Origin of the sequence: Capnocytophaga sp. oral taxon 324 str. F0483 (assembly GCF_000318315.2) — a bacterium.
Taxonomy (GTDB): Bacteria; Bacteroidota; Bacteroidia; order Flavobacteriales; family Flavobacteriaceae; genus Capnocytophaga; species Capnocytophaga ochracea.
On the sequence record NZ_KB291525.1, the window covers coordinates 47,477 to 64,331 of the forward strand.

Consider the following 16,855-nt stretch of genomic DNA (forward strand, 5'->3'; position numbering starts at 1 on the left):
ATAATATAATACAACAAGGTTAAAAATGTTAAAATCGGGGTTTCGATACGAAAGGAAGAGAAAGTAATAATGCTTTCACCTGCCCTCTATTTGAGAAAAGGGATATAGTGAAGTAAAGATTAGGGAGGAAAAATACAAAAATACGAAAAACTTTTTTAAAAATCAATATTGACGGGTGTTTATTATTTTTATATCTTTGTACCTTATTAAGGTTATACTTTGTATTTTTTAAAGACTTAAGATATGAAAGCAAGAAATATTATAATCTTTATCTTAATTTGCATTGCGTCGTTTTTCTATGTAAACTTCTTTTATGCTATAGAAGTTCCTTATTTTAGCTATGAGGCGATGTCGAAAACATTTTCTGTGCTAATCTTCCCTTTTGTGGGGATGTTTGTGTTCTTTTGGTTTCAAAAAAGAGGTTCTGAGCATTCTTAAGAGTCCTCTTCCGCTATGCTCTCAAAAAAGATTGATAATAAAAGTTATATTGACGTCGGTTAGACATAAAGTAGCAGGAGAGGTGAGAGGCTAATCATCGGAAATCAAGGCTACGAATTATGAAATAGCTTTTTAAGACTTCGTTTGAAGATTAAAATTGGGGCAAAGTTTGAGACATTATCAAAATGAGAGGCACAAAGGAAGAAAAAATTGCACTTGATGGTGGAATAGGCAAGGCGAATAGCTGAAAAATCTTTTTATTGTTATTTGCTATTTAATTTGTACATTTGCACCTTAATTGTTAAACTGAGATATTTAAGCATATGAATTTAACACCAGCAATCAGAAAACAATATACTACTGAACAAAAAACGGCTTTGGAAGCTCAGCGCTTGGCTCAAGAGATTGCCTTTGCGCCTGTGGTGTTCCAAATATCACACCTAATGGTAAAACTCGGCGTGTTCGAGGCTTTGTGCAATGCCCCTGAAGGATTGACAATGCAGGAGGTGGCGACTAAAACACAGCTGAGTGACTATGCTGTAAAAATACTTTTGGAGTCGTCGCTTTCCATAGGTACGGTACTCTTGAAAGAGGGCGACCGCTTTGCGATATCAAAAGCAGGTTGGTTTTTACTTCGCGACAAGAGCACCCGTGTGAATATGGAATTCATTCAAGAGGTGTGTTACGAAGGGTTGTTTCACCTTGAAGAAGCACTTAAAGAAGGGAAACCTGCGGGACTTAAAGTGTTTGGGTCTTGGCCTACAATTTATGAGGGGCTCTCACAATTGCCTAAAAAGGCGCAAGAAAAGTGGTTTGCTTTTGACCATTACTATTCTGATTACTCTTTTGAAGATGCTTTAAATATCATTTTTAAACGCCCTGTAAAGACGCTCTTAGACGTGGGAGGTAATACGGGACGCTTTGCGTTAAAGACCGTGAGCTTTAACCCCGATGTGCAGGTAACCATTATGGACTTACCTCAGCAACTGGGTTTGATGAAAAACAATATCGCAGGCAAACAAGGAGCTGAGCGTATTGGAGGCTATCCGGCTAATCTGTTGGACGCCTCTGTGCCTTTTCCGAAAGGTTTTGATGTGATATGGATGAGTCAGTTTTTGGATTGCTTCTCAGAGGAGGAAGTAACGAGTATTCTCAGTAGGGCAGCTGCTGCGATGGACGCTCATACCGAGTTGTATATTCTGGAAGCCTATTGGGACAGACAACAACACGAAACGGGGGCGTATTGCCTTACCCAAATCAGTGTGTATTTTACGGCAATGGCAAACGGCAATAGCAAGATGTACTATTCGGGCGATATGATAAAATGCGTGGAACGCGCTGGACTAAAGGTAGTGGATATCTATGACAACTTAGGCAGTGGCAATAGCCATACGCTGTTTAAGGTAGTGATTAATGGTTAATGGTTAGTGGTTAATGATTAATGGTGGTTGTGCGACAGGCAGTGGGAGCCACACGGGTAACTTTTGGGAGAAAATAGATGTATAGAAATATTATAAAACCGGTATTAGACTTCCTTACAGCACTGATTGCCTTTATTGTGCTGAGTCCTATCTTTGTGGTGGTGATGGTAGGGTTGTGGTTTGCTAATGACGGGAAGCCGTTTTTCTATCAGTTACGACCTGGGAAAGGAGAACGCATTTTTAGGATTATCAAGTTCAAAACAATGAACGACCGTTGTGATGCTAATGGACAGCTTTTGCCTGATGCAGAGCGACTCACGAAAATAGGGGCTTTTGTACGGAAGACTTCGCTTGATGAAATTCCACAGTTGCTGAATGTGCTGAAAGGGGATATGTCGGTTATAGGTCCGAGACCGTTATTACCTCAGTATTTACCTTTGTATAACGAGACTCAGAAGCGTAGGCACGAGGTAAAACCAGGTATCACTGGTTGGGCGCAAGTGAATGGGCGCAATGCTATCAGCTGGGAAAAGAAATTTGAGTTGGACGTGTGGTACGTAGACCACCAATCATTCGTATTAGACCTTAAAATACTGCTTCTCACGGTGAAGAAAGTGTTTATACGCGAAGGGATATCACAAGAAGGACAAGCTACAATGGAGGAGTTTAGAGGAGGTCGTAGCACGACAAGCAGTTTGTAGCACGACAAGTATTTTTTATAAATGAAAGGAGAAAATAATATATTAATTACGTCGGCAGGGCAACGGGTGGCGTTGTTGCGAGCTTTTCAAAGAGAATTAAAAGAGCTATTCCCTGAGAGCAAGGTGTATGCGGTAGATATGAACCCCGCTTTCTCGCCTGCTTGCCAGATAGCCGATGGATATGCCTCTATATGTAAAGCAACTGATGAGAATTATCCACAAGCCTTATTAGAACAATGTTTGCAATGGGGTGTAAAACTTATTGCCCCTACTATTGATACTGAACTACTGATGCTTGCTAAGCACCAACGACTTTTTTTAGACAAAGGAATTACCCCTGTGGTTTCCTCATTAGCATTTGTGCAACAATGTAGGGATAAACGACTTACAAACACTTTTTTTCGAGAAAAAGGCATAGAGGTACCTGTTTCTATTGATAAAACACGACCTACTTTTCCGCTCCTTATAAAGCCCTACAATGGTTCGCTTAGCAAAGATATTTTTGTGATACGCAAGGCAGATGAGCTGACTGATTATCACCTTAACAACCCCGACCTGCTTTTTATGGAGTATATAGACCCAAAAATGCACGATGAATATACAGTAGATACCTATTACAATCGCAATGGAGATTTAAAATGCGCGGTACCCCGCAAACGCATATTTGTGCGTGCAGGTGAAATCAATAAAGGGATTACTGAAAAGAACGTATTAGTGCCATTCGTTACAAAACATCTTGCGCATATTGAAGGGGCAAAAGGCTGTTTAACGATGCAATTTTTTTTAAATCGGACGACAAAACAAGTGATAGCTATTGAAATCAATCCTCGTTTTGGAGGAGGTTTCCCGCTTAGCTATGCCGCAGGAGCTAATTACCCTAAATATTTAATAGAAGAATACTTATTAGACAAAGAAATACCAGTGAACAACAATTGGGAAGACCGTTTGTTGATGCTTAGGTATGACGAAGCTGTTTTTGTAAGCCATTATGAGTAGCAAGTACGTTATTTTTGATTTAGACGATACTTTGGTATATGAAATCGACTATTTGAAGTCGGCTTACCGAGCAATAGCTTCTTTGGTTGTCTCTGAGGCGGTAGCAACGGAAAGGCTTTATAAGCAAATGATTTGTGAATATCAAGAAGGAAGGAATGCTTTTGGATATGTGGCAAAGTACTTTCCACATTTCAGTATGGAACAATTATTGCAGGTTTATAGAAACCATTTCCCTGTAATATCTTTAAATGAAGGAGCACAAGAAGTTTTAGTTTTTTGCAAAGCCCAAGGCTATAAAATAGGACTCATTACTGATGGACGATCAGTTACACAGCGCAATAAGTTGAGAGCTTTAGGAATAGAAGCCCTGTTTGACAGAATTGTTATTTCGGAAGAATTTGGCAGGAGTAAACCTGACTTACGCAACTATGAAGTGTTTACAGAAAAAGATATTAAGGCGTATTGCTATATAGGCGACAATCCTGCAAAAGACTTTATAGCTCCAAATATATTGGGATTGACGAGTTACTGTTTGCTCAATAAAGGATGGAATATACACCCGCAGGATTTCGAGGTAGCTCCTGAACAACAACCTACCTATATTATCACAGAATTAAAAGACCTTATACACACGTTATGAAAGAAAAAATATGGCTTTCTTCCCCACATATGGGAGGGAACGAACTTAAATATATCCATCAAGCCTTTGAGGAGAATTGGGTAGCCCCCTTAGGTCCTAATGTAAATGGCTTTGAAGAGGATTTACAGCACTTTTTAGGCAATGGAGTGAAAGTATCGGCACTTTCGGCGGGTACGGCAGCCTTGCACCTAGCTCTTATAGAGTGTGGGGTGCAAGCAGGCGATGAGGTGCTCTGTCAATCGATGACTTTTTCAGCTTCTGCTAACCCTATCGTATACCAAGGAGCTACGCCCGTGTTTGTAGACTCGGAAGAGAGCACCTGGAATCTCTCTCCCGTTTTCTTAGAAGAAGCTATTAAAGACCGCATCAAGAAAGGCAAGAAGCCCAAAGCAGTAGTAGCTGTATCGCTCTACGGAATGCCTTTCAAAATAGAGGAGGTGCTCACTCTATGTAAAAAGTATGATATTCCATTGGTGGAAGATGCCGCCGAAGCCTTAGGAAGCACTTACAAAGGGAAACCTTGTGGTACTTTTGGTAGGTTTGGGGTACTGTCGTTCAACGGCAATAAGATTATCACTACCTCAGGAGGAGGGGCTTTGGTATGTCACACTCAAGAAGAGAAAGATAAAGCTGTATTTTTGAGCACCCAAGCGCGCGACAACGCTCCTCACTACCAGCATTCGCACATAGGGTATAACTACCGTATGAGCAATATTACGGCAGGCATAGGTCGTGGACAAATGGAGGTATTGCCACAGCGCATTGAAGCCCGCCGAAAGATGCACGCTTTTTATGCCGACTTGTTCAAAGGAATTGAAGGGATAAAATTACTTACAGAGCCCAATGAAGATTACTTTTGTAATTATTGGCTTTCGGCTATTACCATTGATAAAACTAAAACAGGATTTGATAGAGAAGACTTGCGATTAGCCTTTTTGGAAGAAAATATTGAAACGCGCCCCTTGTGGAAACCTATGCACTTGCAACCTGTGTTTGCCTCAGCTCCTTACTATGGTAAAAAGACCTGTGAGCACTTATTTAACAATGGTTTATGTTTGTCCTCAGGTTCTAATCTTACTGATGCAGACCGAGAGAGAATAAAAGGCGTTTTTAAGAAATTATAAAGTGTCTCTATAAAATTAAAAAGAATTTTGTACCTTTGTGCAAATTTTTCCATTTATATTTAAAACAATGCCTCAAGCACATACATATAGTGATAGCACTTTGGTAAACTTAGCTACTGCCCGTTACACCCCACGTTGGATAGTGGTGTGTATGGAAGTGTTTTTGCTATTTATAGCTCTATTCTTTTCCTTTTTTGTAGTAGAACGCTTGGGGGTATATATTTCCGACAGTATTCCTCTTTACAAACGCTATTTATTAGTTATCGGGGTGAACATCTTTTTTATGTTCATCTTCCGTACTTATTCAGGGATTATACGGTATTCTACTTTTAGAGATTTGTTTCGCATTCTGCTTTCAAGTGGGTGCACGGTAATAGCAATGTTTATTGCCAACAAGATAAGTCTGCACGTTATAGGTGAAAAAGTGTTGTTGAACCCTATTCTACTGATATATTTTACAGTGTCGTTCATCATACTATTTGTATTTAGGTTATCGGTAAAAGAGTTTTTCTATTTGGTAAAAGAAATTAATAGGCGTACTTCTAAGAGGCGTATTCTTATCTTGGGGATAGATGATGAAGCAGTTGCTTTTGCCAATGGGATTATAGGCAATGCTGCCATTCCTTATTCGGTAGTAGGTTTTCTTACAGGGCGTACGAATCCTAAACAGGCTACTCTATTAGGTAGACCTATTATCTCAAAAGATAAATTTATAGATACTCCTTGTGAAGAATTAGAGGCTGATGGGGTGCTCATAAACAAGAACCATCTTTCGAAAGAAGAGATGACTTTTTGGGTGAATGTGTGTTTAGACAAAGGTTTGCAAATACTCAAAACCCCCGCATTACAGAAATTACGTCCAGAAAAAGAAGGATTTAATCTTCATAAAATACAAATAGAAGACCTCTTAGGACGTAGACAGATAGTATTAGATAACGAAGAAGTACGCGAAAAACACTACCACAAAAATATATTGGTGACAGGAGGAGCGGGGTCTATTGGTAGTGAGTTGATACGACAGATAGCTACCTTCACCCCCGCCTTAGTAGTTGTGCTCGACCAAGCAGAAACGCCTCTATACGACATAGAGTTAGAACTTAAAGAGAGTTTCCCAGACATCGCTTTTGAATTTGTTTTAGCCGATATTACTAACTGTGAACGTTTAGAAAGTGTGTTTAAAGCACATAAGTTTTCAGTAGTGTATCACGCGGCTGCCTATAAGCACGTACCGATGATAGAAGAGAATCCGCACGAAGCTGTGTTAGTAAACATACAAGGGACTAAAAATGTAGCACTTTTGGCTAACAAATATGAAATACCTCACTTTGTGATGATATCCACTGATAAAGCTGTAAACCCCACCAATGTAATGGGAGCTTCAAAGAGGGTGGCAGAGCTTTTTGTACAAGCCTTACAAAACAAAGAAGGCAATAAAACAGCTTTTATCACTACTCGTTTTGGCAATGTGTTGGGCTCTAATGGGTCGGTAATCCCCCATTTTAGGAAACAGATAGAAAAAGGAGGTCCTGTAACCATCACCCACCCTGATATAGTGCGTTACTTTATGACTATACCCGAAGCGTGTGAGTTGGTACTTCAAGCAGGAACTATGGGCAAAGGTGGTGAGATATTTGTTTTTGATATGGGTGAACCCGTGAAGATACTCAACCTTGCTACTCGTATGATTAAACTATCAGGCTATGAACCAAACGTAGATATCAAGCTCGTGTACACAGGCTTGCGCCCTGGTGAGAAACTCTATGAAGAACTATTAAGTGACAGTACTAAAACAATGCCTACTCACCACAAGAAAATAATGATTAGCAAAGACCCTTCAATGTCGTTTACTGAGATAGAGGCGCTCACTACTCAAATGTATGAGGTAGCTACGCAAGGGGATAAGACAGAAGTAGTGCGTTTATTAAAACAAATAGTAAAGGAGTTTAAAAGCAATAACTCCGAATATGAAACCTTAGATAAGAAAATAGAATGAGAATAGCAGTCATAGGCACCGGCTATGTGGGGTTAGTATCAGGGACTTGTTTCGCTGAGATGGGCAACAAGGTAACCTGCGTAGATGTAAACTCTGAGAAAATAGAGAAGCTCAAACAAGGGGTGATTCCTATTTACGAGCCAGGATTGGAAGAAATGGTACAGAGCAATTTAGGTAAAACACTATTTTTCAATACTGACCTCGCGGAAGCAATCAAAGATGCTGAGATAGCTTTTATAGCTGTAGGAACTCCTATGGGGGATGATGGGTCGGCAGACTTGCAATATGTGCTTTCGGTAGCCCAAGCCATAGGCGAAACAATGCAAGGAGAGTTAATAGTAGTAGACAAATCGACCGTGCCTGTAGGCACTGCCGACAAGGTTCGCACTACCGTGCAAGCTGCCTTGGATAAACGCGGAATGAATTACAAATTTCACGTGGTGTCCAACCCCGAGTTTTTAAAAGAAGGTAAAGCTATTCAAGATTTTATGAAACCTGACCGCGTGGTAATAGGGGCTGATAGCGATGATGCTTTTACTAAGATGAAAGCCCTTTACTCATCCTTTTTCTTACAACACGAATGCTTTATCACGATGGACATTCGTTCGGCAGAGATGACCAAATACGCTGCGAATACTATGCTGGCTACTAAGATTTCATTTATGAACGAAATCGCGAATATCTGTGAGCGTGTAGGGGCTGATGTAAATAAAGTGCGTATAGGGATAGGTTCTGATAGCAGGATAGGCTATAGCTTTATTTACCCAGGATGTGGCTATGGAGGTTCTTGTTTCCCGAAAGACGTATTGGCACTTAAAAAATTAGCAGAAGAGGTAGATTACAAAGCAGAACTGATTGAATCAGTAGACAATGTGAACAACCGTCAGAAGATAGTGATTGCCCAGAAAGTAGTTGCCAAATATGGGGAAGACCTCAGCGGCAAAACCTTTGCTGTATGGGGGCTTTCGTTCAAACCTGAAACCGATGATATGCGCGAAGCACCTGCAATTTACGTCATTAAAGAATTGGTGAAACGCGGAGCCAAAGTACAAGCCTACGACCCTAAAGCAGTTCACGAGGCAAAAGTATGTTACCTAAAAGATGTAGAGGTTACTTATGTAGAGAGCAAATACGAAGCCCTAAAAGGAGCTGACGCCTTACTTTTGCTTACCGAATGGAAAGAATTCCGTGTCCCCGATTTCGATGAAATAGCCAAATTGCTAAACGAAAAAGTAATCTTTGACGGCAGAAACCAATACAACGCCTTTGAGTTACCAAGCAAGGGTTGGGAGTACGTACAGATAGGAGTATAAATAAACTCACTTTAAAAATAAACACAAAGAAATTATTTAATGCTAAATATAGAACATTTTATATCGAAATATGTTACCAAGCGCCCTGAGAGTATGTTTCAGGCAGATTTGTACACTCATCAATCAGCATTAACTAAGGCTATTGAAGGCAAAAGTGTATTGGTAATAGGAGGAGCAGGTTCTATTGGAAGCTCGTATATCAAAGCCTTACTACCTTTTAAACCTAAAACTTTGGTAGTAGTAGATATTAGTGAAAACGGACTTACCGAACTCACTCGCGAGTTGCGCAGTACTTCCGCCTTTACAGTGCCTACCGACTATGTAACCTACCCTATGAATTACGCCGATGATACTTTTGTAAAAATGTTCAAAGCTCGTGACGGTTTTGATATAATAGCTAACTTTTCAGCTCACAAGCATGTACGAAGCGAAAAAGATAAATATTCGGTAGAAGCCTTACTCAAAAACAATGTAGTAAACGCTAAAAAATTCTTAGACTTATTATGTGACTATCCTCCTGAACACTTCTTTTGTGTATCGACCGACAAAGCTGCTAACCCTGTAAATATAATGGGAGGTAGCAAAAAGATAATGGAAGATATGATAATGGCTTATGCTGACCTTTTCCCAGTTACGACTGCTCGTTTTGCCAATGTTGCTTTTTCTAATGGCTCTCTGCCAGCAGGCTTTTTAGAACGTATTGCTAAAAACCAACCTCTGTCAGCTCCTTCTGATGTAACTCGCTACTTTGTATCTCCCGAAGAAAGCGGACAAATTTGTTTAATGGCTTGTATATTAGGCACAACAGGACAAATATACTTCCCTAAACTGAAGAAAGAACAAGTACTTACTTTCTCAGAAATAGCCTCCCAGCTATTAAAAGACTTAGGATATACCCCTTTGGAATGCAAGAGTGAAGCTGAAGCTATTGCTAAGGCTGAAAGCCGAAAAGAAACTGATAAATGGTATCCCGTTTATTTCTCAACAAGTGATACCACAGGCGAAAAAACCTACGAGGAATTTTATACTGAAGGAGAACAAGTAACATTAGATAAATACACTTCTTTAGGAGTGATTAGTCTACAATCTTTAAAAAAAATAACTGAAATAGAAAGTTTTATAGATAAGCTAACCCAACTATTTGACAATCCTACTACTGAGAAAAAAGACATCACCCTGCTGATGAAAAAATTCTTAGTAAATTTCGACCACCAAGAAACAGGAAAGTATTTGGATAGCAAAATGTAATATTGATGATAAAAATTTCAACTTTGACAAAGTCTAGAACTTTGTCAAAGTATTATAGGCAAATTGAATATGAATATCGCTGAAACCATATCCTTTATACGCGACCTTTATGGTGAGAAAGAGGCTTTTATCCCTCTACACGCCCCTACTTTTGCAGGGAACGAAAAAAAATATTTAGAAGAGTGCATCGATACTACTTTCGTATCAAGCGTAGGAAAATTTGTAGACCTCTTCGAACAAAAGGTAGCTGAATATACAGGGGCTAAATACGCTGTAGTATGTGTGAATGGCACCAATGCCCTCCATATAGCACTAAAACTCAGTGGGGTAAAAGCAGGCGATGAAGTTATTACCCAACCGCTAACCTTTATAGCTACTACCAATGCCATTGTATATGCAGGGGCTGTACCCGTATTTGTAGATGTCGATAAAGATACAATGGGACTCTCTCCTACCTCTTTAGAACACTTTTTAAAAGAAAACACCGAACTACGAGGGAACGAATGCTACCATAAGCAAACAAATCGACGTATCAAAGCGTGTATGCCAATGCATACCTTTGGACACGCCTGCCGTATAGAAGAAATTATAGCTATCTGTGAACGTTATCAAATAGACGTAGTAGAAGATGCTGCCGAAGCCATCGGTAGTTATTACAAAGGCAAACATTTGGGTACATTCGCCAAAATAGGAGGTATCTCTTTCAACGGCAATAAAACCATTACTACAGGAGGTGGCGGTATGATACTCACCAATGATGAGACTATAGGCAAACACGCCAAACACCTCACCACCCAAGCCAAAGTCCCTCACGCTTGGGAATTCGTACACGATGAAATAGGTTATAATTATCGTATGCCCAATATCAATGCTGCCTTAGGGGTAGCCCAATTAGAACAGTTAGATGGCTTTTTAGCTAACAAACGCGCTACAGCCGAAACCTATAAAGCTTATTTCAAAAAACAAGGTATTACCTTTTTTGCCGAACGTGAATACGAAAAATGTAACTATTGGCTCAATGCCATTATCTTAAACAACAAAGAAGAGCGCGACGCTTTCCTTACCGAAACAAATGCAAAGGGGGTAATGAGCCGCCCAATATGGCAACTGATGAACCGCCTACCAATGTTTAAAGATTGTCCTAAAGCAGACCTCAGCAATGCCGAATGGTTAGAAGCAAGAGTAGTGAATATACCCAGTGGAGTGAGATGAAAAAAGAAAAACCTAATATCATCCTTGTAGGAGGCGGAGGGCATTGCACCTCGGTGATAGATGTGATTGAACAAGAAGAAAAATATCTCATCAAAGGAATTATCGACTCCAAGGAGCATTTAGGAAAAGAAGTATTAGGATATAAAATTATAGCTACTGATGATGATTTAGAAAAATTATACCTAACTTGCCCTAATGCTATAATTTCAGTAGGACAAATAAAAAGTAATGTTTTGCGAGTGCACTTGTCCCAAAAGTTGAAAGCAATAGGCTATCATTTGCCTGTAGTGATTTCTCCTTTGGCGTATGTATCAAAACACACTATTATAGAAGAAGGTACAATTATAATGCATCACGCTTTAGTGAATGCAGGGGCTAAAATAGGAAAAAACTGTATTGTCAATACTAAAGCAAATATCGAACACGGTGTAGTGATAGACGATTTTTGTCATATCTCTACGGGAGCAATAGTCAATGGAGATTGTGTGATCGGCGGAGGTACTTTTATAGGTAGTAATGCTACTATTTCTAATGGGGTAACCATTCCACCTAATAGTATCATATCAGCAGGAACATTTGTAAAAAGATGAAAAGAACACTTATCATAGCCGAAGCAGGTGTAAATCATAATGGCGATATCGCCAAAGCCAAAGCCCTCATTGATAAAGGAGCTGAAGCTGGTGTGGATTATGTGAAATTCCAAACCTTTAAAGCCAGTAACTTGGTGACCAAACAAGCAAAACGCGCGGCTTATCAAGATAAAAATACACAAGACAACGACTCTCAGTATGAAATGCTTAAAAAATTAGAGCTTTCACAAGCTGTTCATCAAGAGTTAATTGACTATTGTACAAAAAAAGGCGTACAATTTCTCTCTACAGGTTTTGATTTCGAATCGTTAGAATTCTTAGCTGGGTTAGGAATTACCATCGCTAAAATTCCTTCAGGTGAAATTACCAACCTGCCCTATTTAAGAAAAGTAGCAACTCTTTTTACTGAAGTGATACTTTCTACAGGGATGGCTACTATAAGCGAAATAAAAGATGCCATAAAAGTGCTGACTGATAATGGTGTAAGCAAAGATAAAATTACTGTATTGCATTGTAATACGGAATACCCTACCCCTATGGAGGATGTAAACTTAAAGGCTATGCTCCATATCCAGCGAGAATTAGGAGTGTCCGTAGGTTATTCCGACCATACTTTGGGGATAGAAGTCCCCATTGCAGCAGTAGCCTTAGGGGCTACGGTTATTGAAAAACACTTTACCTTGGATAAAACCTTACCAGGTCCCGACCATAAAGCATCGCTCGAACCTGAGGAACTAAAAGCTATGGTAATGGCTATTCGTAATATAGAAAAAGCCATAGGAGGTTCAGGACTGAAAGAAGTTTCAAAATCTGAAGCTAAAAATAAAGCTATTGCTCGTAAAAGTATTGTAGCTGCAAAAAAAATAGTGAAAGGAGAGTCTTTTACCGTTGAAAACTTAACGGTAAAACGCCCTGGTACGGGTATTTCTCCTATGCAATGGGATGATGTGATAGGTAAAACAGCTAAAAAAGACTTTAAAGAAGATGATTTGATTGAGCTATGAATTTAGTCGCTATCTTTAAGATATTGAAAAGAAATAAATTGCAAATTAAATAATAGTTATAAATATGAATACACAAGAATTTGTACAAAATTTTGTAAATCTGTTTGATGAAACAGATGCAGCAGAAATCAGCCTTTCTACAGAGTTCAGAAGTTTAGATGAGTGGAGCTCTCTAATTGCCCTATCAGTTATTGCTATGGCTGATGAGGAATACAATGTAAAACTAAAAGGTGATGATATCAAAGCAGCTCATACCGTAGAAGATTTATATAATGTAGTGAAAAGCAGAATGTAATGAGTTATTTATCTTTACAAAAAATTAAAATTAGTGGTGTTGCAGCTTGTGTGCCTAAAACAATAGAAGAGACAACCTCTTTCCCGTTGTTTTCTACTATTGAAGCTCATAATTTCATAAAAACTACAGGAGTAGAGCGACATAGACGTGCAAATGAAGCTGTTTGTGCTTCTGATTTATGCTTATCAGCAGCAGAGGCGATTATTAACGATCTGAAATGGGAGAAAGAAACAATAGATTGTTTGGTTTTTGTTTCACAGACACCTGATTATATACTTCCTGCAACTTCTGCTATTTTACAAGAACGATTGGGACTATCAACAAACTGCTATACATTAGACATTTCATTAGGTTGTTCAGGATGGGTATATGCTCTTAGTGTGATAAGTTCACTGATGAGTAATGGGAGTATGAAACGAGGTTTGTTATTAGCAGGTGATACTATACTAAAAATGGCTTCTGATAAAGACAAAAGTTCCTATCCATTATTTGGTGATGCCGGAACAGCAACTGCTTTAGAATATACAGAGAATGGGGAAAACAATATGAATTTCATTTTTAATACAGATGGGGCAGGTTATCAAACTATTATGATAAAAGATGGTGGTTATAGAAACCTACCAAGTCTAAATTCTTTTGTCCCTCATATTGTTTCAGAAGGTATAGAGCGAAATGATCTTCATTTAGTTTTAGAAGGAATGGATGTATTTGCTTTCGGAATTTCACAAGCACCTAAAAGTATACGAGGGCTTGTAGAACATTTTTCTATTGAAATAGAAGATATTGATAATTTCTATTTTCATCAAGCCAATCTCTTTATGAATGAAAAAATTAGGAAGAAACTTAAAATTTCTGAAGAAAAAGTTCCTTATTCACTTCAAGATTTTGGAAACACAAGTTGTGCAAGTATTCCTCTAACAATGGTTATTCAAAAAGATAAACCATTAGCAAATAAAAAACAAACAAATATAGCTTGTGGTTTTGGTGTAGGCTTATCATGGGCTAGTGTTTATTTTGAAACTGATAAAATTGTAATTTCAGAACTACAAGAAATTTAGTAATATGTACAATCCTTTTTCATTAGAAAATAAAACTATTTTAGTAACAGGAGCTTCTTCTGGTATAGGAAAGGCCATTGCCATAGAATGTTCTAAGATGGGAGCACAAGTAGTTATTACGGGGCGTAATGAGCAGCGTTTGCAAGAAACCTATGGACAGTTAGAAGGTGCACAACCCGCTTATATAGTAGCTGATCTTACCAAAAAGGAGGATATTGAAACCTTAGCAAAACAAATAGATAGTTTAAATGGGTTGGTAAATTGTGCTGGTATTTCAGGACATCTTCTATTCTCCTTTTTAAAAGAAGATGATATAAATAAAATGTTTAATATCAATTTTTTTTCACAATTATATCTTACAAAAGAAGTCCTTAATAAGAAAAAGATGACTAAAAATAGTTCTATAATTTTTATTACATCAACATCAGGAATTTTATCTTCATATATAGGTGGGTCTATTTATTCAGCTACAAAGGGAGCTTTAAATGGACTCTTAAAAACTTTAGCTATTGAGCTTGCTCCAAAAAAAGTACGAGTAAATAGTGTAATGCCTAGTATGATAGAAACCTCTATAATGGATTCAGGAAATATTACGGATGAACAAATTGAATTAGATAAACAAAAATATCCTTTAAAGAGATATGGTACTCCTAAAGAAGTAGCATATGCAGTAATTTATCTCTTATCAGATGCCAGCTCTTGGACAACAGGGACTAATTTACTCATAGATGGAGGACGTTCTGTTTGTTATTAAAATTTATGAAACCATATATTAAAGCACTGACATACGCACTCCCTAAAAAAGCGCTTACTAATGAACAGTTAGTAGAAGAATTTTCAGAATGGAGTGTCGATAAAATCGCTAATAAAGTGGGTATACACACCCGCCACATAGCAGATGAGAATGAAACTGCAGCAGACTTAGCTGTGAAAGCAGCTGGGAAACTTTTTGCTACGGAAACTAATATCAATAAAAATGATATAGACTTTGTGCTTTTCTGCACTCAAAGTCCTGATTATTTCCTACCTACTTCTGCTTGTTTAATACAAGATAAATTAGGTTTACCCACTACTTGTGGCGCTTTAGATTTTAATTTAGGATGTTCAGGATATATATATGGGCTTTCTTTAGCCAAAGGGCTCATTATGGGAGGAATTGCTAAGAATGTACTATTCCTTACAGGAGAGACCTATACTAAACATTTGCACCCCAAAGACAAAGGAAATCGCACTATTTTTGGAGATGCAGGTTCCGCTACACTTATATCTACCGAAGGATTTGCTGAAATAGGTAATTTTAGTTTAGGAACAGATGGCAAAGGAGCTGAAAATCTAATCGTAAAAACAGGAGCTTTTCGTCATAAAAGTTCTTTAAACGACTTAAAATTTGATGAAAAAGCAAATCCTATTGCTTCTGATTATTTATTTATGAATGGTTCAGAGATTTTTAACTTTACTATTGATGTTGTACCCTCTTTGGTAAACGACACATTGAACAAGAATCAACTCTCCAAAGAGAATATTGATGGTTATGTATTTCATCAAGCAAATGCTTTTATGCTGAATTTTTTGCGTAAAAAACTAAAAGTAGAAGAAGAGCAATTTCATTACTATATGAGTGAAGTAGGAAATACCGTTTCAGCTACTATCCCTATAGTACTCTGTGAAAAACTAAAAGAGAACAAACTAAAAGGAAATCTCCTACTTGCGGGTTTTGGCGTAGGCTATTCGTGGGGAGGATGCATATTGAAAATTAATTAAAAATGTACGATATTCGCTATGCAAAGAAAGAGGATTTACCTCTTATTATAGAATTTTTGGACACCCATTGGAAAAAAAATCACAGTTTAGTGGTCTCAAAAAAACTAATGGATTTTCAACATTTAAATCCTATTACAGGAGATTATAATTTTATTATTGCTAAAAATAGGCAAACAAAGAAAATAGACGCTTTATTAGGATTTATCCCTGTTTACCAATATGATATAAAACTTTATAAAGATAAAGATATATGGGGAGCTATTGTAAAAGTAAGAAAAGATATCTCTAAAGATATTGCAGCTGATTTAGCAGTATATTTATGGGAACTTTATTTTAACATAGAAAACGCTAATTCTTATGGAAGTATTGGATTGAGCAATGATGCTATAAAAGTTTATAAGGCTTTAAGAAATTTTGTAAATACAGTTAATCAATATTACATTCTCAATAATTCTGTTGAAAATTTTAAAATTGCTAAAGCTAGTCATAACGAAAAGTTAAACAAAAAGGATAATGCTTCTATAGAAAAATTAACTATAAAGGATAATTTTGATATTGAGCCTCTTACCGAAGAAAGTATACAAGCAGGGGAGTATAGACCTAAGAAATCTATAGAATATCTAAAAAACAGATATTTATATCACCCAATCTACAGATATAATTTTTGGGGTGTTTTTGTAGAAGATAAGCTGAAAGCTATTTGGGTTATTCGGATAGTGAAAGTAGAAACAGCCAAAGCACTGAGAATAGTAGATATGTACGGTGCTGGGGCAGAAGTACTTCCGTGTTTATATAACCAAATACAAAAATTATTATCAAAATACGAGGCTGAATATATAGATTGTTTAAACTATGGTTTTGCTGAAGAAGTATTTGAAACGATGGGATTTACAAAATTAGACACCTCAACAAATGAGGTAATTATTCCTGATTACTTTGAACCCTTTGAACAGCAAAATATATCTTTATATTTTACCTATAAGTTAAAAGATAAAAACGATCGATATGTAATATTCAAAGGTGATGCTGATCAAGACAGACCTAATATAATAGAATAGAAA

16 protein-coding genes are annotated in these 16,855 nt (G+C 37.6%); all 16 read left to right on the forward strand.

Annotated elements, in window-relative coordinates; genetic code table 11:
- Positions 1-761: 761 nt before the first annotated feature.
- The 16 genes from HMPREF9072_RS07095 (at position 762) to HMPREF9072_RS07170 (ending at position 16,852) form a co-directional block, all read left to right on the forward strand.
- Positions 762-1,859 (forward strand): methyltransferase, encoded by a 1,098-nt coding sequence (locus tag HMPREF9072_RS07095; RefSeq protein ID WP_009750590.1) that lies wholly within the window; start codon positions 762-764, stop codon positions 1,857-1,859.
- A 77-nt stretch (positions 1,860-1,936) separates the two neighbouring features.
- Positions 1,937-2,560 (forward strand): sugar transferase, encoded by a 624-nt coding sequence (locus HMPREF9072_RS07100; RefSeq protein WP_009750591.1) that lies wholly within the window; start codon positions 1,937-1,939, stop codon positions 2,558-2,560.
- Between the two features lie 21 nt (positions 2,561-2,581).
- Positions 2,582-3,556 (forward strand): ATP-grasp domain-containing protein, encoded by a 975-nt coding sequence (locus HMPREF9072_RS07105; protein WP_009750592.1) that lies wholly within the window; start codon positions 2,582-2,584, stop codon positions 3,554-3,556.
- On the forward strand, positions 3,549-4,196 hold the full coding sequence (locus HMPREF9072_RS07110) for an HAD family hydrolase (protein WP_009750593.1): 648 nt from the start codon (positions 3,549-3,551) through the stop codon (positions 4,194-4,196). The genes HMPREF9072_RS07105 and HMPREF9072_RS07110 overlap by 8 nt, the downstream gene beginning before the upstream one ends.
- Complete coding sequence (locus tag HMPREF9072_RS07115) at positions 4,193-5,320, forward strand: DegT/DnrJ/EryC1/StrS aminotransferase family protein (protein ID WP_009750594.1); 1,128 nt, start codon at positions 4,193-4,195, stop codon at positions 5,318-5,320. The genes HMPREF9072_RS07110 and HMPREF9072_RS07115 overlap by 4 nt, the downstream gene beginning before the upstream one ends.
- 67 nt (positions 5,321-5,387) lie before the next feature.
- A complete protein-coding gene (locus HMPREF9072_RS07120; protein ID WP_034566271.1) occupies positions 5,388-7,313 on the forward strand; it encodes a nucleoside-diphosphate sugar epimerase/dehydratase in 1,926 nt (641 codons plus the stop codon).
- Positions 7,310-8,626, forward strand: coding sequence for a UDP-glucose/GDP-mannose dehydrogenase family protein (locus HMPREF9072_RS07125; RefSeq protein WP_009750596.1), 1,317 nt, complete (start codon positions 7,310-7,312; stop codon positions 8,624-8,626). Before HMPREF9072_RS07120 ends, HMPREF9072_RS07125 begins: the two co-directional genes overlap by 4 nt.
- A gap of 39 nt (positions 8,627-8,665) precedes the next feature.
- Positions 8,666-9,874 carry a UDP-N-acetylglucosamine 4,6-dehydratase gene (locus HMPREF9072_RS07130; RefSeq protein WP_009750597.1) on the forward strand — a complete coding sequence of 403 codons (1,209 nt, stop codon included), beginning with the start codon at positions 8,666-8,668 and terminating at the stop codon, positions 9,872-9,874.
- 69 nt (positions 9,875-9,943) lie between these two features.
- Positions 9,944-11,086 carry a LegC family aminotransferase gene (locus HMPREF9072_RS07135; protein WP_009750598.1) on the forward strand — a complete coding sequence of 381 codons (1,143 nt, stop codon included), beginning with the start codon at positions 9,944-9,946 and terminating at the stop codon, positions 11,084-11,086.
- A complete protein-coding gene (locus tag HMPREF9072_RS07140; RefSeq protein WP_009750599.1) occupies positions 11,083-11,676 on the forward strand; it encodes a NeuD/PglB/VioB family sugar acetyltransferase in 594 nt (197 codons plus the stop codon). Before HMPREF9072_RS07135 ends, HMPREF9072_RS07140 begins: the two co-directional genes overlap by 4 nt.
- The gene (neuB, locus tag HMPREF9072_RS07145) at positions 11,673-12,680 is read left to right on the forward strand and encodes an N-acetylneuraminate synthase (RefSeq protein ID WP_009750600.1); all 1,008 of its coding nucleotides are present in this window, start codon (positions 11,673-11,675) and stop codon (positions 12,678-12,680) included. Before HMPREF9072_RS07140 ends, neuB begins: the two co-directional genes overlap by 4 nt.
- Positions 12,681-12,744: 64 nt before the next feature.
- On the forward strand, positions 12,745-12,975 hold the full coding sequence (locus tag HMPREF9072_RS07150; protein ID WP_009750601.1) for an acyl carrier protein: 231 nt from the start codon (positions 12,745-12,747) through the stop codon (positions 12,973-12,975).
- Positions 12,975-14,033, forward strand: a complete 1,059-nt coding sequence (locus HMPREF9072_RS07155) for a ketoacyl-ACP synthase III (RefSeq protein ID WP_009750602.1) — start codon at positions 12,975-12,977, stop codon at positions 14,031-14,033. The genes HMPREF9072_RS07150 and HMPREF9072_RS07155 overlap by 1 nt, the downstream gene beginning before the upstream one ends.
- A 4-nt stretch (positions 14,034-14,037) precedes the next feature.
- Positions 14,038-14,787 (forward strand): SDR family NAD(P)-dependent oxidoreductase, encoded by a 750-nt coding sequence (locus tag HMPREF9072_RS07160; protein WP_009750603.1) that lies wholly within the window; start codon positions 14,038-14,040, stop codon positions 14,785-14,787.
- A gap of 5 nt (positions 14,788-14,792) precedes the next feature.
- Positions 14,793-15,794, forward strand: coding sequence for a 3-oxoacyl-ACP synthase III family protein (locus tag HMPREF9072_RS07165; protein WP_009750604.1), 1,002 nt, complete (start codon positions 14,793-14,795; stop codon positions 15,792-15,794).
- A gap of 2 nt (positions 15,795-15,796) precedes the next feature.
- Positions 15,797-16,852 (forward strand): hypothetical protein, encoded by a 1,056-nt coding sequence (locus HMPREF9072_RS07170; protein WP_009750605.1) that lies wholly within the window; start codon positions 15,797-15,799, stop codon positions 16,850-16,852.
- Positions 16,853-16,855: the final 3 nt, after the last annotated feature.

Bases quoted from the DNA above. Each gene is read 5' to 3' on its own strand.
- HMPREF9072_RS07115 (WP_009750594.1), top strand. From the start codon at position 4,193: ATGAAAGAAAAAATATGGCTTTCTTCCCCACATATGGGAGGGAACGAA.
- HMPREF9072_RS07095 (WP_009750590.1), top strand. From the start codon at position 762: ATGAATTTAACACCAGCAATCAGAAAACAATATACTACTGAACAAAAA.
- HMPREF9072_RS07165 (WP_009750604.1), top strand. From the start codon at position 14,793: ATGAAACCATATATTAAAGCACTGACATACGCACTCCCTAAAAAAGCG.
- HMPREF9072_RS07170 (WP_009750605.1), top strand. From the start codon at position 15,797: ATGTACGATATTCGCTATGCAAAGAAAGAGGATTTACCTCTTATTATA.
- HMPREF9072_RS07125 (WP_009750596.1), top strand. From the start codon at position 7,310: ATGAGAATAGCAGTCATAGGCACCGGCTATGTGGGGTTAGTATCAGGG.
- HMPREF9072_RS07110 (WP_009750593.1), top strand. From the start codon at position 3,549: ATGAGTAGCAAGTACGTTATTTTTGATTTAGACGATACTTTGGTATAT.
- HMPREF9072_RS07105 (WP_009750592.1), top strand. From the start codon at position 2,582: ATGAAAGGAGAAAATAATATATTAATTACGTCGGCAGGGCAACGGGTG.
- HMPREF9072_RS07150 (WP_009750601.1), top strand. From the start codon at position 12,745: ATGAATACACAAGAATTTGTACAAAATTTTGTAAATCTGTTTGATGAA.
- HMPREF9072_RS07135 (WP_009750598.1), top strand. From the start codon at position 9,944: ATGAATATCGCTGAAACCATATCCTTTATACGCGACCTTTATGGTGAG.
- HMPREF9072_RS07130 (WP_009750597.1), top strand. From the start codon at position 8,666: ATGCTAAATATAGAACATTTTATATCGAAATATGTTACCAAGCGCCCT.
- HMPREF9072_RS07140 (WP_009750599.1), top strand. From the start codon at position 11,083: ATGAAAAAAGAAAAACCTAATATCATCCTTGTAGGAGGCGGAGGGCAT.
- neuB (WP_009750600.1), top strand. From the start codon at position 11,673: ATGAAAAGAACACTTATCATAGCCGAAGCAGGTGTAAATCATAATGGC.
- HMPREF9072_RS07120 (WP_034566271.1), top strand. From the start codon at position 5,388: ATGCCTCAAGCACATACATATAGTGATAGCACTTTGGTAAACTTAGCT.
- HMPREF9072_RS07160 (WP_009750603.1), top strand. From the start codon at position 14,038: ATGTACAATCCTTTTTCATTAGAAAATAAAACTATTTTAGTAACAGGA.
- HMPREF9072_RS07155 (WP_009750602.1), top strand. From the start codon at position 12,975: ATGAGTTATTTATCTTTACAAAAAATTAAAATTAGTGGTGTTGCAGCT.
- HMPREF9072_RS07100 (WP_009750591.1), top strand. From the start codon at position 1,937: ATGTATAGAAATATTATAAAACCGGTATTAGACTTCCTTACAGCACTG.